A 14,488-nucleotide genomic window follows, 5' to 3' on the forward strand; every position below is an offset into this window, starting at 1 on the left:
CGGCATCGCCGTGCCCGCGTAGCGAGAAGAGTACGGTCGGCGCTCGAAGTCGTGGCAGGAGTCGTCGGCGAAGGGGAGACCCACGGCCCCGAGGGACGGGCGACAGGCCGGGTCAAGGCTTCGGCTGTGCGTGCCGGGCGCGATGCCGCGACACCGCTTCGGTGTTTCCACAGCGCGCTGAGCAGCAGCGCCGGCCGGAGTCTCGGGACGGAACACTCGCGCCGGCTGATCCCGCCAGTGCCGAAAGCCCTCCACCTGGATGTCCTCGACCTCCGGCCGACGGATCCCGTGCGCTTCGAGCAGGGTGTGAACGCTCGCCGTGCCCATCTCCGGCAGATTGATCAGATCGGCGGACAGCACCGCTCCCAGGCGGCCGTAGTGGTTCTGCTGCACGTCACCTCCTGCCGGCTCACGAAACCGCGCGCTTCGCGGACCGCCGTTTCCCGCTCCGGCCGCACGGGACGCCACCCGGGCCATCCGCGAAACGGAAAGATCGCCTTGACTCTCCTTTCGGCCTTGACTCTCCCTTCGTGGGAGACCCGAGGATGGAACCCATGCACGTCGGTGACGAAACGTTCTGGAGTATCGGAGACGTCGCCCGGAAGACCGGGCTGACGGTGAAACTGATCCGGCACTGGTCCGACACCGGGGTCATCCACCCGGCCTGCCGGACTCCTGCCGGCTACCGGATGTACGGCACGGAAGCCCTGGCCCGTCTGCAGTTGGCCCAGACACTGCGAGGGCTCGGTCTGGGCCTGGCGGCCATCCGGGACGTACTGGAACGCGAGGACACCTTGTCGGAGGTGGCCGCTGCGCACATCGACGCGCTGGAGGCGCAGATCCGCGCGCTGCGGTCGCAGCAGGCGGTGCTGCGCTCCGTCACCCGCCGCGACACCACTGCCGAGGGACTCACCGTCATGACCGAGCTGGCGCGCATGTCCGCCGCCGAACGCCGCACCATCATCCACGACTTCGTGACCGAAACCCTGGGGGAACTGGACGTCCCCACCTATCGACGAGGCCTGTTGGCAGCCACCCCCGACCTGCCTGCGGACCCCACCGACGAGCAGGTCGACGCCTGGCTCGAACTGGGCGAACTCGTCCGCAGCCCAGGTCTGCGCGAGGGCCTGCGTCGCATGGCCCACTACGCGGCCGAACACCATCCGGGCGAGCACGGGGACGGCGCGGCACGGGCGGCGGAACAGGTGACGGACGACTGGCTGCGCAGGGTGGGGACGGCGATGCGGCAGGGCATCGCCCCGGACTCACCGGCAGCCGACCCCGTCGTCACCGCCGTCGTCGCGACCTGGCTCCCCACCCAGGCCACCCAGGGCGCGACCCTTGTCGACGACGCACAGGCCAGGGCCCTGCTCCTGCGACAGCTTGAAGTCGCCTCCGACACGCGCATGGAGCGGTACTGGCAGCTGCTGTGCATCATCAACGGCTGGCCCGTACGGCCGAGTATGGCCCCCGCCGGCCGATGGCTGACGACGGCTCTGCGGGCCAATCCCGAGCCGGGTGCGCGCGCCGCTCAACTCGACGCGGTGTACGACGCCGACGACGACGCGTGGGAACCGCTCGGCGTGCTCCACGCCTGCGAAGAAGCTCTGGACGCAGTCGAGATGCTCGTCTCAGCGGTGCGGCGGGACCAGTTCGACCGGCCGACTCCCTGCGCCGACTGGGACGTACGCACCCTGCTCAACCACATTGTCTGGGAGAACCTGCTCTGGGCAGGCCTGGCCGACGGCAGGCCTCGCTCCGACTTCACCGCGGACCACCTCGGTGACGACCACCTCGCGGCATTCCGTACCGCATCCCGAGCCGCCCGGTCGGCGTTCTCGCGACCGGGCATGCTGGAACAGCGCTACGGACCCGCTCCGGGGCGTCGGCTCGTGGAGCAGCTGGTGATCGAGATGCTGGTCCACGGCTGGGACCTCGCCCGGGCCGTCGGGCATCCGTCCGGCATTCCGCAGCACCTCGCCGAGGTGGCGCTGCCCGTGGTGCGGGAGGCCTACGGTGATCTGCCCCGCACGGCCGCCGGTTCCTTCGCCCCGGCGCAGCCGGTACCCGACAGCGCCGGTGCGCTCGATCGTCTTGCCGCCTACCTGGGGCGAACCGTCCGCTGACGAACACGCCTGGGACGTGTCAGGGCCGCCATGCTCCTGCGGGCCGGACAGCAGGACTCCTGAAGTTCACGCCGACAAGGCCTGACCGCTGTCGTCGGCGTCCTCCGCGCAGGCCGCGGCCAGGTCGTCCAGGGACAGGTCCAGCGCGTGGGCCAGGGCCGCCACGGTGAAGAAGGCCGGAGTCGGGGCCCGGCCGGTCTCGATCTTGCGGAGGGTTTCGGCGGACACCCCGGCAGCCGCTGCCACGTCCACCATGCTGCGGTCACCGCGGACTTCGCGGAGCAGGGCCCCGAATCGTTCACCACGTCGCCGCTCTTGCGGGCTCAACGGAACTCTCACCATGACCGTGATACTAATACCGGTATAAGTATTGGACGCCATCGCATCGCAGGGAGTCACGACACATGGTGGAGATCAAGACCGACACGGCACTGGAGGCGATGCGTGAAGCGGGACGCGTCGTGGCCGAGGCCCTTGCGGCCGCACGCCGGTCGGCGGCCGTGGGGGTCCGCCTGCGTGAGCTGGACGAAGCCGCCCGCACCGTCCTGACGAAGGCCGGGGCGAGCTCTCCGTTCCTGGGCTACCAGCCCTCCTTCGCCCCCACCCCCTTCCCCGCCGTGATCTGCGCCTCCGTGAACGACGCCGTCTCGCACGGCATCCCCGGCGACTACCGTCTGCGCGACGGCGACCTGGTCAGCATCGACTGCGGGGCCGAACTCGACGGCTGGACCGGCGACGCCGCGATCAGCTTCACCGTCGGCACTCCCCGTCCCGCCGACCTGGAACTCATCGCAGCCACTCAGGAGGCTTTGGACGCCGGAATCGCCGCCGCCACCGTCGGCCACCGCATCGGAGACATCTCCCATGCCATCAGCACGGTCGCCCGCAAGGCCCGCTGCGGCATGCCGTCCGACTTCGGTGGTCACGGCATCGGCCGTCAGATGCACGAAGACCCCCACGTCCCCAACCACGGACGACCCGGCCGCGGTTACCCCCTGCGCCACGGGCTCGCCCTCGCCATCGAGCCCATGCTCATGGCAGGAGGGCGCAACGACTACGGCACCGACCACGACGGATGGACCCTGCGCACGATCGACGGCAGCCGCGCCGCCCACATCGAACACACCATCGCCATCACCCGGGACGGCCCCCGCATCCTCACCCTGCCCTGACCTGCGACCCGTGCGCCCTCCGGCGGTCGCGGCCGTGTCAGCCTCCGCCGTCGAGGTCGTCGCGCCGGCGGAGCACCCGCAGCTCGGAACCGGCGAACTGCATCTCGTAGAGCTTCCCTCGCGCGTTGTCGAAGGGGCGGTGGAGGATCATCATCAGCCGGCCGTCGAACGTGTGGAACAGCATGCCGTGACCGCTGTCGTCGCGGACCAGCGGACGGTGCTGCTGCCACGGCCCGGCGATGTCGCCCGACTGTGAGACGGCCCAGGTCTGCACGTAGCCGCCGCTGACGGTGCCGTCCTCGCCGGCCACGTTCTTCTCGTACGTCGACCACAGCATGAGCAGGGAACCGTCAGGGGTGCGGTACAGCTGTGGGCCGTCGGTGACGTAGGGCGCCAGCTGATGCGGTACGCCGGCGGGGATCTGCTCGCCGAGCCAGAAGGCGTCCGAGCCCTTGAACAGGAAGAGCGGATCTCCGATCGTCCGGGACAGGTCGGGCGCCAGCCGGATCGCCTCGACGGTTCCGTCGACGGTCTGCAGCCACTCGTGCGCGTACACCATCCACGGCTGTCCGGAGGGGTCGACGTAGAGCGTGCCGTCGAGGGTCATGAGGTTCTCGGGCGGGGTGGGACGTGCCGGGTCGACGACGGAGAAGGGGCCCAGCAGGGAGTCGGAGACGGCCGTGATCGTGCCCCGCATGTGGTTCGGGAGCTGGAAGGGTGTGCCCCATGGGCCGGGTGGTGGCACCGCGAGGGGCCTGTTCTCGTTGTGCAGCGTGGTGAACAGGTAGTACCTGCCGCCCCACTCGTGGACCTCCGGTGCCCAGCCGCCCTCGGTCGCCCACAGCGACTCCTGTTCCGAGGTCAGGAAGACCACGACCGGGCGTCTCCAGTCCCGGAGGTTCTGGCTGCGGTAGACCATCGTGCCGACGCCGTCCACGCCCGAAACAGCCGGGTCGTTCGACGTGTAGAGGTGGAAGGTCCGGCTCTTGTCGTCGGCCACGATGAACGGATCGTGCAACGGCATGTCGGGCAGCCGCATCAGGTCGGTCTCAGTCACGGCGAAAGAATACGTCGGTGCGGTGAAGCGATGATCGACATGTCGGGCCGCTCGGCGGCGGGGTCGTCGCACCGGGCGGTCATACTGGGCGGCCGTATCGAGTCACCCGATCCGGCGGCGGTGCATGGCGGCAGGGGTGCCTCACGCCTCAGGTACGGGCGTCGCGCGCACGAGTCACTGGTTCGGCGATGTGAACGAGGATCACGTACGCGTCTATTGACGTGCTCAGAGCAAGCCTTTTACGGTCGCTTCGGAAAGCGCTTTCCCCTCGTCCGTGTGCCGCCGCATCCTGGAGACGATCATGCGCCCGAAGCCCGTCACCCTGTCCACCGGTCTCGCCGGACTCCTGGCGGGCGTGCTCGTCCTCTCCTCAGGGGCGGCTGTGCACGCTGCTCCCGCACAGCGTGCCGTCGAGGGTGGCAGTCAGGTGCAGGCGACCGACCTGTACGTGGCGACCAACGGCAGTGACAGCAATCCGGGGACGCTCGCAGCCCCGCTGAAGACCATCCAGCGTGCGGTGGATCTGGCGCAGGCGGGGGTCACGATCCAGATCAGGGGTGGCACCTACGCGCCGAGCACCAACATCCAGTTGATCAAGAGCGGCACGGCAGGTCAGCCCATCACTCTGCGCGGCTACAACGGCGAGCGTGTGGTCATCGACGGCGAGAACATGCCGTACACGCCGGGTGCGGTGGACTCGACCATCCCGCGTGCCCAGCGCGGCGCGGTCCACATAGAGGGGGAGCACTGGCGGCTGGTCGGCCTGGAGATCATTCACGGCCCCTACGGAGTGTTCGGTCTGGACACCGGCTCCAACGTCTTCGAGCGCCTGGTCACCCGCGACAACTACGAGTCCGGGTTCCATCTCCAGGGCTCGTCCGGCAACAACCAGATCCTGAACCTGGACAGTCATGGCAACCGTGACCCACGGAAGAACGGGGAGAGCGCCGACGGACTGGCCATCAAGGAAGGCTCCGGCAGTGGCAACGTGGTGCGTGGCGCCCGGCTCTGGAACAACGCCGACGACGGCCTGGACTTCTGGATGTTCGCCAACTCGCCGATCCTCGTCGAGAACAGTCTCGCGTGGGGCAACGGCTTCAACCGGTGGAACCTGCCCGACTACCAGGGGGACGGCAACGGGTTCAAGATGGGCGGCAACGCCGTCGCCGCCGACCACACCGTCCGCAACAGCATGGCCTGGGACAACTCCGCAGGCGGCTTCGTCGACAACAACAATCCGGGCAGGATGAAGATCGACCACTGCACCGCATGGCGTCACCCGAAGACCGGCTTCAACTTCAACCGTTCCTCCAGCACGCTCACGAAGAACCTCGCGGTGGACAACGGAACCAATGCCTCGCTGGGCTCGACCTCCACGGGCAGCGGCAACTCCTGGAACCTCGGTGGGAGTTGGTCGTTCGCCGGCACCGACGCGCGTGCGATCACCGGGCCCAGGACAGCTGCCGGAGCCATCCCCTCCTCCACGTTCCTGCGTCCCGGCAACGGCGCGGACGTCGGCGCACGGCACTGAGATTGATGCCCATCGCCTCCGGGCGTTCGGCAGACCCCGTCGCATGCCTCCTGCAGAGAGCCTGCTGTCCATCACGTACGAGAGTCAGCCCACGGCGACGCTTTCGACGCCTTCGGTGAACTCCGGCCAATCGCTGGGGCAATTCCCGTGATGGCATGGACAGTCCACGGCTTTCGTCGCGCAAGCTGTCACTCGGACCATGACCGTGTCCCTCGCCGGACCGCCGGCCCCGACAGTTGAGGAAGCGCCTGTGACCGCGACGCACCGCACCAAACGGAGAGCCGCCGCCCTCGCCTCGAGTGCCGCGCTCGTCACTCTTCTCGGAGCATTTCCTGCTGGAGCGGCCGCGCCCGGCCTTCCGGTCGTGACGGCTGTCAGTGAGACCGCCCCTCTCTTCGACGACGAGGCGGGCGGCAACTCCGACGCCGACGACCCGGCGATCTGGCGCAACGCCGCCGACCCCGGGCGCAGCCTCGTCGTCGCCACGGCGAAGGAGGGCGGCCTGCGGGTCTACGGTCTGGACGCGCGGCTGGTGCAGTCGCTGCCCGCTCCGCGCCCGCCGGGACCGGGCGACGCCCCGGGCCGATTCAACAACGTCGACCTCGTCGCCGGCCTGCACACCTCGACCGGCCGGGCCGACGTGGCGGTGGTGAGCGACCGGGGCAGCGACCGGTTGCGGATCTACCGCATCGACCCGTCGAAGCCGGGCGGTCCGCTGACCGACATCACCGACCCGGCCGCCATCCCGGTGTTCTCCACAAGCCAGGACGAGGTCAACGACCAGCGGACCACGTACGGACTGGCGACCTGGACCGACAAGGCCACCGGCCGTACGTACGCGCTGGTCAGCCAGCGGGAGCGCACCCGGCTCGCCCTCCTCGAACTGACACCGTCCGCGGGCGGCACCGTCGGCTACCGCACGGTGCGAACCCTCGACCTGCCCGCCTCCTTCCGTCTGCCCGACGGCACGACATGGCGCCCTTGCGCGGAGCCCGGAGAACTTCCCCAGTTCGAGGGCATGGTCGTCGACCCGGCCACCGGCACCCTCTACGCCGGGCAGGAGGACATCGGCATCTGGCGGCTGCGCGCCGACCTCACCGGCAGGCCGGTCCTGGTGGACAAGGCGAAGGAGTACGGGGTCCCCGGCGTCTACGACGAGGAGACCGAGGAGTGCACGCCGGGCGCGGACCCCGGGCACGGCGGCAGGCGGCTGTCGGCCGACGTCGAGGGCCTGACCCTGTTCCAGGAGAAGGACGGCGACGGCTACCTGCTCGCTTCGAGCCAGGGCGACAACACCTTCGCCCTGTACGACCGGGAGGTGCGCGAGGACAACGAGTACGAGGGCGGCTTCCGGATCGGAGCCGCCACCGGGACGCTCGACAGTGTGGAGGAGTGCGACGGCGCCGCCGTGCTCAACGCCCCGCTGGGGGAGCGGTATCCGCGGGGTCTCCTCGTCGTCCAGGACGGCCGGGAAACGCCGGGCGTCCCCGACGGTGAGGGTGGCACGCGCACGGCCACCGGCTTCAAGTTCGTCGACCTCGGCACCGTGGTGGACGCGGCCGACATGTGACACCTCACGTACGGCCGCCGGGCACCGCCCGGCGGCCGCGCGCTCAGGCCTTGGGGGTGAGAAGGCTGCCCAGCGCGGCCACGACCGACGGCTCGACGCGGTAGTAGACCCAGGTGCCGCGACGCTCGGAGGTGAGCAGCCCGGCTTCCCTGAGCTTCTTCAGGTGATGGGAGACGGTCGGTTGCGAGACACCGACGTCGGAGATGTCGCAGACACACGCTTCACCGCCCTCGTGCGAGGCGACCAGGGAGAACAGGCGAAGCCGGACAGGATCGCCGAGTGCCTTGAACATCCGCGCCGTCGTCTCCGCCTCTTCGGCGGTGAAGGGCCGTTCGGCCAGTGGCGGGCAGCAGGGCGCCACGACTTCGGGAGTCGTGGGCTCCAGCAGGGGCAGCGCCTTGACGTTCGACATGTGTCTATGTTGACACATGTCGAAGCAGGAGCGCGAGCCTCACCCCGTGATGATTCGATGAATGTCTATGTTGACGCTTGTCGAATCAGGTGTAATGCTGGCACCGCAAGCCATCGACGAACGTCGAAGCAAAGGGGAATCCCGTGAGCACGCCCACCGCCGACCACCTGCCCGTCGTGGTGATCGGGGCCGGTCCGATCGGCCTGGCCGCCGCCGCCCACCTCGTCGACCGGGGCATCGAACCACTGGTGCTGGAAACCGGCCCGTCCGCGGCCACCGCAGTGCGCGACTGGTCGCATGTGCGTCTGTTCTCCACCTGGGCCGAACTCGTCGATCCCGCCGCCGAGAAGCTGCTCGCGCCCACCGGCTGGGTCCGCCCCGACGCAGGCACGTATCCCACGGGCGGTGACTGGGCCGAGCGGTACCTCCAGCCGCTGGCCGATGCCCTCGGCGACCGGGTCCGTTACGGCACGACCGTGACCGGAGTGGCCCGCGCGGGCCGTGACCGGATCGTCGACTCCGGCCGAGACGAGCAGCCCTTCACCGTGCATGTCACGCGCACCGGCGGTCACGAGGAGCGCATCACCGCCCGCGCCGTCCTCGACGCCTCCGGCACCTGGTCCGTACCCAGCCCCATCGGTGCCGACGGCCTGCCCGCCCTCGGCGAGAAGAGCGCCGCCGAGCGCATCTCCTACCGGGTGCCCGACCTGAAGGACCCGGCGGTCCGTGCCCGATACGCGGGCAGGCGCACCGCGGTGGTCGGCTCCGGAGCGTCCGCCTTCACCGCGCTCGCCTCCCTCGCCGACCTGGCGAAGAGCGAGGAGGACGGTACGCACGCGGTGTGGATCCTGCGCCGGGGCATCGGCGCGGGAACGTACGGCGGGGGCGAGGCCGACGAGCTCCCGGCCCGGGGCGCCCTCGGACTGCGCGCCAAGGCCGCCGTCGAAGCCGGCCACGCGTCCGCCGCCACCGGTTTCCGCACCGAAGCCGTCGAGCGCGACACCGACGGGCGCCTGGTGCTGGTCGCCGAAGACGGCCGCCGCCTCGACCCGGTCGACGAGATCATCGTCCTCACCGGCTTCCGCCCCGACCTCTCCTTCCTCTCCGAGATCCGCCTGGGCCTCGACGAGCGCCTCCAGGCACCGACCGCGCTGGCACCGCTCATCGACCCGAACGTCCACTCCTGCGGCACCGTCTACCCGCACGGCGTGAACGAGCTGTCCCACCCGGAGCGGGACGTCTACCTCGTCGGCATGAAGTCCTACGGCCGCGCCCCGACCTTCCTCGCGATGACCGGCTACGAGCAGGTCCGTTCCGTCGCCGCGTCACTCGCCGGGGACCAGGAGGCCGCCGAACGCGTCGAGTTGACCCTGCCGGAGACCGGGGTCTGCGGTGGCGCAGGCGTGTTCGACGACCCCGACGCGGCGCAGAGCAGCGAGGGAGGCGGATGCTGCGCGCCGCCCGCCACCCTGCAGATCAGTACCGGCACCCCGGCCCCGTCCGGCGGAGGCTGCTGACACGTCACCCCGCCCCGCACCCGCCAGGAGGCTCGCCATGACCCGCGTACAGCTCGCCCTCCGCGTCCCCGACCTCACCGCGTCCATCGCCTTCTACACCAAGCTCTTCGGTACCGAGCCCGCCAAACTCCGCGACGGCTACGCCAACTTCACCGTCGCCGAACCTCCACTGAAGCTCGTCCTCATCGAAGGCACTCCGGGCGAGGACACCCGCATGGACCACCTCGGTGTCGAGGTCGAGACGTCCGAGGCCGTGCGCGCCGCCACCACCCGGCTCGCCGAAGTCGGGTTGGCCACCACCGAGGAGAACGACACCACCTGCTGCTACGCCCTCCAGGACAAGGTCTGGGTCTACGGCCCAGGCCGGGAACCCTGGGAGGTGTACGTCGTGAAGGCCGACGCAGGCACCCTGGCTCGCAGCCGGACAACACCTGCTGCGCAGACCCCGCCGACGACCTGACGCGTGCCGGGAGGGGCAGCGGAAATCCCACTCGGTGCGACGGCCACTGGGCACCACTAGGAATCTGCCAGCCACGCCAGCAAGCGGCCCCGTGACCAGCAGCGGCCGATCGCCTCGGCGCGGGGGCCGGGCGGTCGAGCAGCGCCAGGCCGATGATGCTGTGGCCGGAGGCGCGGCGGTCGCCGAGGGTCGGGATCGTCGGCGCGACTCCGACCCCCTCCGCCGACACCCATGCCACCGCCCGGCCGGCCGCCGCCTCTTCGAGGCGGTGCAGGAAGCGCAGGCGGCTCTCGGGCCGGAAGCGTGACAGTGCCCATGTCGTGGTGACGACAGGCAGGGCGTCCTCGGGCACCCGGGCGACAGCGTCGGCCATCATCTCGACCGGGTCTCCCCGCATCAGCAGCGGAGGGGCTGTCGCGGCCAGTGCCATCTCCGCTTCGAGCCGCGTGATCTGCTCGGGCTGGTCGGGCGACAGGCAAGCGCGCAGCCATCGGGTCGCTTCCTGCCGGGCAGAAGGTCACTTCACGGCGTTGTCCAAGTGGGTGATGACGGCCGGTACGTCGTCACTTTCGGTACTCCGGATCAGCTGGAGGGCGGGCCGTACGAGACCTCCCGGCCGCGCGATCAACCGTGCGAGCACGGCGGCCCGGACCTCGAGCCGCTCGATCGTGGCTTCGCGTTCCTCCTCGTTCTGTTGGGCGAGCAGGACGGCGTTGTACCAGGCCTCCTCGCGGGACTGACGGATACTGAAGTCGAGGATCCGCTCGTCGGTGCGGGCTCCGAGTTGATCCAGCAGTGACATGAGTGGCGACAGAGCGCCGACCGACTCCTGCACCCGCAGCACCACCCGCGCGAGGATGTCGTTGATCAGCAGGAAGTCGCGCCGCAGCGCGTGGATGTCCTCGCCCGGGCTGGTCCGTGCGGCGGCGATGGCGAGATCGAGGTTGATGTGCGCGTTCACGCCGAGCAGTAGATGCTGGACGATGACGGTGTCGGTGTCGTCCAGCAGCCCGAACGCCTCGCGCCAGCAACGCGGCCCACTCCGGTCACGCCGCCAGGCGTCGTACGCGTCGAAGTAGCGGTTGCCGAAGTGTGTGTCGAAACGGTCCATTCGCGCGCCGTCGTCGAACAGCCCGTCGTGTATGGCTGTGCGGACCTCCACGGTCACCTGTCGGTACAGCGCTGCGAAGTACCCGACCCGGTCTCCGGAGTGGCCCGCCTCCCGCACGATCTCGGCGAGCCCGTTCACGACCTCGTCGATGTTTTCTGCCGCCATCCCCAACTCCCCTTTCGCGGAGCCTCGTTCGGCCCGCGCTCTGCTGCTGTCCGCCGTGCCGATCAACAGCCCCGTCCTATCACCGCACGCCGGAAAGAGGCCCCGCCTTACAGGAACCGGCACCTCGAACCGGCACCTCGAACCGGCACCTCGAACCGGCACCTCGAACCGGCACCTCGAACCGGCACCTCGAACCGGCACCTCGAACCGGCACGGAGAGTCCCGCTGGTCGCAGGGCCATGACGCACACCACATCGGTCCGGGAACGGGATGGCCCGTCGCGCATTCGGCGGGGGACGCTCCTGGGTCGCATCGGTCCGTCTGGAGTGCGCAGCTGAAGCCGTCTTCGTGGCGGCTGGCTGACGAAGCGCAGCGACTGCGGCGGTCGAAGTCGGCGGGGAGGAAGTAGCACCGCGCTGCTCACAGGGGCCTGCACAGCCTCGGCGCGGGCACGTACTCGCGACTCGCGTTCACTCCTGGGAATATCTGACTAGTCAGGTACTGTTGGTCCGGTGAACCGCTCGCATCCGGCGGGCACCACACCCTTCTGCCGAGGTACCCGATGAAACTGATCTACGTGTTCGACGCCTACTGCGGCTGGTCCCACGGCTTCTCCACGACTCTCCGCGAGGTGGTCGCACGCCGTCCCGAGCTGCCGGTGGAAGTGGTTTCCGGCGGCCTGTTCACCGGATCGCGCCGGGTGCCGATCCGCGAGTTCGGCTACGTCCAGGGCGCCAACGCCAAGATCGCGGAGGTGACAGGCGCCGAGTTCGGCGAGGGCTACGAGCGGCTGATCGCCGACGGTTCGTTCGTCATGGACTCGGAAGCCGCAGCGCGTGGCCTCGCCGCCCTGCGCCAGGCCGCCCCCGGCCGTGCGGCGGAACTGGCCATGGCACTGCAGCACGCCTTCTACGTCGACGGCCTCAGCCTCTCCGATCCCGCCACCTACCGGGAGGTCGCCGAGCGGGCCGGTCTGGACGCGGACGCCGTGGTCGCCGCCTTCGCATCCGCCGGCACCCGGGCCGAGGCCGACGCCGACGTGGCGCGCGCTGCCGAACTGGGTGTCAACGCCTTCCCCACCCTCATCGCCGTCGACGCCGACCGCGCGACCGTCCTGGCGCGCGGCCAGGCCACCACCGACGAAGTGGAGCGGCGTCTCGCGGCGTTCGCCCCCACCCGTTCCCACTGACCGACACCCCGACCGCCCCCTCCACCCGCGAAGGAACCACCATGAGCACACTCGACTTCAGCATCCTCGACCTCGACTTCCCGGCCGGCAGCAAGAACAAGACCGCCACTCTCGTCACCGGCGAGACCGAGGCCCTGCTGGTCGACGCTGCCTTCACCCGTGCCGACGGCCACCGGCTGACCGCCGAGATCCTCGACTCCGGCAAGAAGCTGGTGACCGTCTTCGTCAGCCATGCGGACCCCGACTTCTACTTCGGCGCCGAGGTCATCGCCGACACCTTCCCGGAGGCCAGGTTCGTCGCGACCCCGCTCGTCATCGAGCACATCAAGGACTCCTACGAAGGCAAGCTCAAGGCGTGGGCGGCCCTCGGTGTCAACCTGCCCACCCGCCTGGTGGACCTGGAGCCCCTCACCGGGGACCTCACCCTGGAGGGCCACCGCTTCGAGCTCAAGGGCGGCCCGGCCGCGCTGCCCGACCGCCACTACCTGTGGCAGGCCGAGGAGCGCGCCGTCCTCGGCGGCGTCCTGCTGTTCCAGCAGGAGCACGTCTGGGTCGCCGACACGGCCACCCCCGGCGACCGTGCCGCGTGGATCGACCTGCTCGACGAGATGGCCGCCCTGGACCCGCGGCTCGTGGTGCCCGGCCACCGCCTGCCCGGCACGGCGGCGGACGCGTCCGCCATCACCGCCACCCGCGACTACCTGGTCGCCTTCGAGGAGGAGCTCGGCCGGGCCGCCGACGGCGCGGCCCTGACCGAGGCCCTGGTCAAGCGCTACCCCGACAACGGCATGCTGATCGCCGCGCAGATCGGCGCGAAGGTGGCCAAGGGCGAAATGAAGTGGGGCTGACCATGAGCGAGTTCGCGACCTCCACCGCACCCGCCGATGTCGTACGCCGCCAGTACCTGGCCTCCGCGGCAGGCGACCTGGAGGCCCTGCGGGCCACCCTCGCCCCGGACGTCGAGTGGACCGAGATGGCCGGCTTCCCCCTCGCGGGCACCTACCGCACCCCCGACGGCGTCACCGCCAACGTGATGGAACAGCTCGGCAAGGCCTGGACGAGCTGGACCGCCCACGACGACACCTACGTCGTCGACGGTGAGAACGTCGTGGTCCTGGCCCGCTACACCGCCACCAACAACGCCACCGCCAAGGCGATCGACGTCCGTGTGGCGCACCACTTCGTCGTACGCGGCGGACTCATCGTCCGCTTCGAGCAGTTCGTCGACACCGCGCTGGTCCGCGACGCGATGACCGGCTGACCCACCCTCACCATCCGTACGCCGCGGCGCACGCGCGTCTCGGCGTACGGCCCCACCTGAGGACGCTTCTGTGAACCCGACCGTCGTGCTGGTGCACGGGGCGATGCACACCCCGTGGATCTTCAACCCGCTGCGCGGGCGGCTCACCGCTCGCGGCATCGCCTCCCGCGCCGTACAACTTCCCAGCAGTGACCCGGACAGTGCCGTCGCTCAAGGGCTGGCAGAGGATGCCGCGGTGGTTCGCGCGGCGATCGAGGCCGTGGACGGGCGCGTCGTGCTGGCCGCGCATTCCTACGGCGGTGTCCCTGCCACCTGGGCCGCCGCCGAGACGGACCAGGTCGCCGAACTCGTCCACATGGCCGCGTTCGTCCTGGAACCCGGCACCTCGATGATGGAGTGGATGGGCGGCGACTTCCCGCCCACCTGGATCCACTCGCCCGACGGCCTCGCCGTCAAGGCGGGGGACGCCGAGGAGTCGATCTTCAGCGGGGTCGATCCCGCGCTGGCCGCCGAGGCCGTCAAACGCCTCAACTGGCAGGGCATGCGCGCCTTCACCGAGACACTGGGTGGCGCGCCGACCCAGGTACCGGTGACCTACGTCGTGGCCACCCAGGACCCGGCGCTGCCACCCGCGGTCCAGGAACAGTGGGCCGCGCGCGCCGCCCACAGCGCGCATGTCCCCTCGGGGCACTCACCGCATCTCTCCCATGCCGACGAGGTCGCCGACGTCATCGCCCAGGCGGTCGCCCGGGCCGACACCGGCGGGTGACCTCGGGGCGTCCGGGGGCGGCGCCCCCGTTCCGGTGACGGTGCCGCAGGCATGCCGTGATGCCGCGATGCCGTCACGGGACGACGGCCCGTCATCCGGCGCGCCCAACGGTTCAGCCCGGGCAGCGCTCACCGGCGCTTCCGCGCCT

At 70.2% G+C, this 14,488-nt stretch carries 14 protein-coding genes and 1 pseudogene; 10 read left to right on the plus strand and 5 right to left on the minus strand.

Translation table 11 applies throughout. From position 1 onward, the window contains the following. Positions 1-545: 545 nt before the first annotated feature. On the plus strand, positions 546-2,126 hold the full coding sequence (locus KUF83_RS21570; protein ID WP_217456381.1) for a TIGR03086 family metal-binding protein: 1,581 nt from the start codon (positions 546-548) through the stop codon (positions 2,124-2,126). 66 nt (positions 2,127-2,192) lie between these two features. On the opposite strand, the gene KUF83_RS21575 is transcribed toward KUF83_RS21570, so the two are convergent. After that, the gene (locus KUF83_RS21575) at positions 2,193-2,468 is read right to left on the minus strand and encodes a helix-turn-helix domain-containing protein (RefSeq protein WP_217456382.1); all 276 of its coding nucleotides are present in this window, start codon (positions 2,466-2,468) and stop codon (positions 2,193-2,195) included. 62 nt (positions 2,469-2,530) lie between these two features. Here KUF83_RS21575 and map point away from each other — a divergent pair, with 62 nt between their 5' ends. Continuing rightward, the gene (gene map, locus KUF83_RS21580) at positions 2,531-3,298 is read left to right on the plus strand and encodes a type I methionyl aminopeptidase (protein ID WP_217456383.1); all 768 of its coding nucleotides are present in this window, start codon (positions 2,531-2,533) and stop codon (positions 3,296-3,298) included. Positions 3,299-3,335: 37 nt separating this feature from the next. On the opposite strand, the gene KUF83_RS21585 is transcribed toward map, so the two are convergent. Next, positions 3,336-4,337, minus strand: coding sequence for a glycoside hydrolase family 43 protein (locus tag KUF83_RS21585; protein ID WP_217456497.1), 1,002 nt, complete (start codon positions 4,335-4,337; stop codon positions 3,336-3,338). Between the two features lie 319 nt (positions 4,338-4,656). Here KUF83_RS21585 and KUF83_RS21590 point away from each other — a divergent pair, with 319 nt between their 5' ends. Both KUF83_RS21590 and KUF83_RS21595 read left to right on the plus strand, forming a co-directional pair. Then, on the plus strand, positions 4,657-5,886 hold the full coding sequence (locus tag KUF83_RS21590; protein WP_217456384.1) for a right-handed parallel beta-helix repeat-containing protein: 1,230 nt from the start codon (positions 4,657-4,659) through the stop codon (positions 5,884-5,886). A 250-nt stretch (positions 5,887-6,136) separates the two neighbouring features. After that, positions 6,137-7,456 carry a phytase gene (locus KUF83_RS21595; protein WP_308403083.1) on the plus strand — a complete coding sequence of 440 codons (1,320 nt, stop codon included), beginning with the start codon at positions 6,137-6,139 and terminating at the stop codon, positions 7,454-7,456. A 43-nt stretch (positions 7,457-7,499) separates the two neighbouring features. On the opposite strand, the gene KUF83_RS21600 is transcribed toward KUF83_RS21595, so the two are convergent. Further along, positions 7,500-7,868, minus strand: a complete 369-nt coding sequence (locus KUF83_RS21600) for a helix-turn-helix transcriptional regulator (protein ID WP_217456386.1) — start codon at positions 7,866-7,868, stop codon at positions 7,500-7,502. A gap of 143 nt (positions 7,869-8,011) precedes the next feature. Between KUF83_RS21600 and KUF83_RS21605 the strand changes: the two genes are divergently transcribed. Both KUF83_RS21605 and KUF83_RS21610 read left to right on the plus strand, forming a co-directional pair. After that, positions 8,012-9,385, plus strand: a complete 1,374-nt coding sequence (locus tag KUF83_RS21605) for an NAD(P)-binding domain-containing protein (protein ID WP_217456387.1) — start codon at positions 8,012-8,014, stop codon at positions 9,383-9,385. Between the two features lie 37 nt (positions 9,386-9,422). Continuing rightward, positions 9,423-9,845, plus strand: coding sequence for an ArsI/CadI family heavy metal resistance metalloenzyme (locus tag KUF83_RS21610; RefSeq protein ID WP_217456388.1), 423 nt, complete (start codon positions 9,423-9,425; stop codon positions 9,843-9,845). Between the two features lie 145 nt (positions 9,846-9,990). Here KUF83_RS21610 and KUF83_RS43010 read toward each other — a convergent pair. Together KUF83_RS43010 and KUF83_RS21620 are read right to left on the minus strand one after the other, a co-directional pair. After that, a pseudogene (locus tag KUF83_RS43010) lies at positions 9,991-10,332 on the minus strand (DUF2332 family protein); the annotation flags it as partial. Between the two features lie 30 nt (positions 10,333-10,362). After that, positions 10,363-11,121, minus strand: a complete 759-nt coding sequence (locus KUF83_RS21620) for a DUF5995 family protein (RefSeq protein WP_217456389.1) — start codon at positions 11,119-11,121, stop codon at positions 10,363-10,365. Positions 11,122-11,683: 562 nt separating this feature from the next. Here KUF83_RS21620 and KUF83_RS21625 point away from each other — a divergent pair. The 4 genes from KUF83_RS21625 (at position 11,684) to KUF83_RS21640 (ending at position 14,340) form a co-directional block, all read left to right on the plus strand. Continuing rightward, positions 11,684-12,310, plus strand: a complete 627-nt coding sequence (locus KUF83_RS21625; RefSeq protein ID WP_217456390.1) for a DsbA family protein — start codon at positions 11,684-11,686, stop codon at positions 12,308-12,310. A gap of 41 nt (positions 12,311-12,351) precedes the next feature. Further along, positions 12,352-13,158 carry an MBL fold metallo-hydrolase gene (locus KUF83_RS21630; protein WP_217456391.1) on the plus strand — a complete coding sequence of 269 codons (807 nt, stop codon included), beginning with the start codon at positions 12,352-12,354 and terminating at the stop codon, positions 13,156-13,158. Positions 13,159-13,160: 2 nt separating this feature from the next. Beyond that, positions 13,161-13,571, plus strand: a complete 411-nt coding sequence (locus tag KUF83_RS21635) for a nuclear transport factor 2 family protein (RefSeq protein ID WP_217456392.1) — start codon at positions 13,161-13,163, stop codon at positions 13,569-13,571. Between the two features lie 70 nt (positions 13,572-13,641). Next, positions 13,642-14,340, plus strand: coding sequence for an alpha/beta fold hydrolase (locus tag KUF83_RS21640; RefSeq protein ID WP_217456393.1), 699 nt, complete (start codon positions 13,642-13,644; stop codon positions 14,338-14,340). Positions 14,341-14,488: the final 148 nt, after the last annotated feature.

It is taken from the genome of Streptomyces sp. BV286 (assembly GCF_019090165.1).
GTDB lineage: Bacteria > Actinomycetota > Actinomycetes > Streptomycetales > Streptomycetaceae > Streptomyces.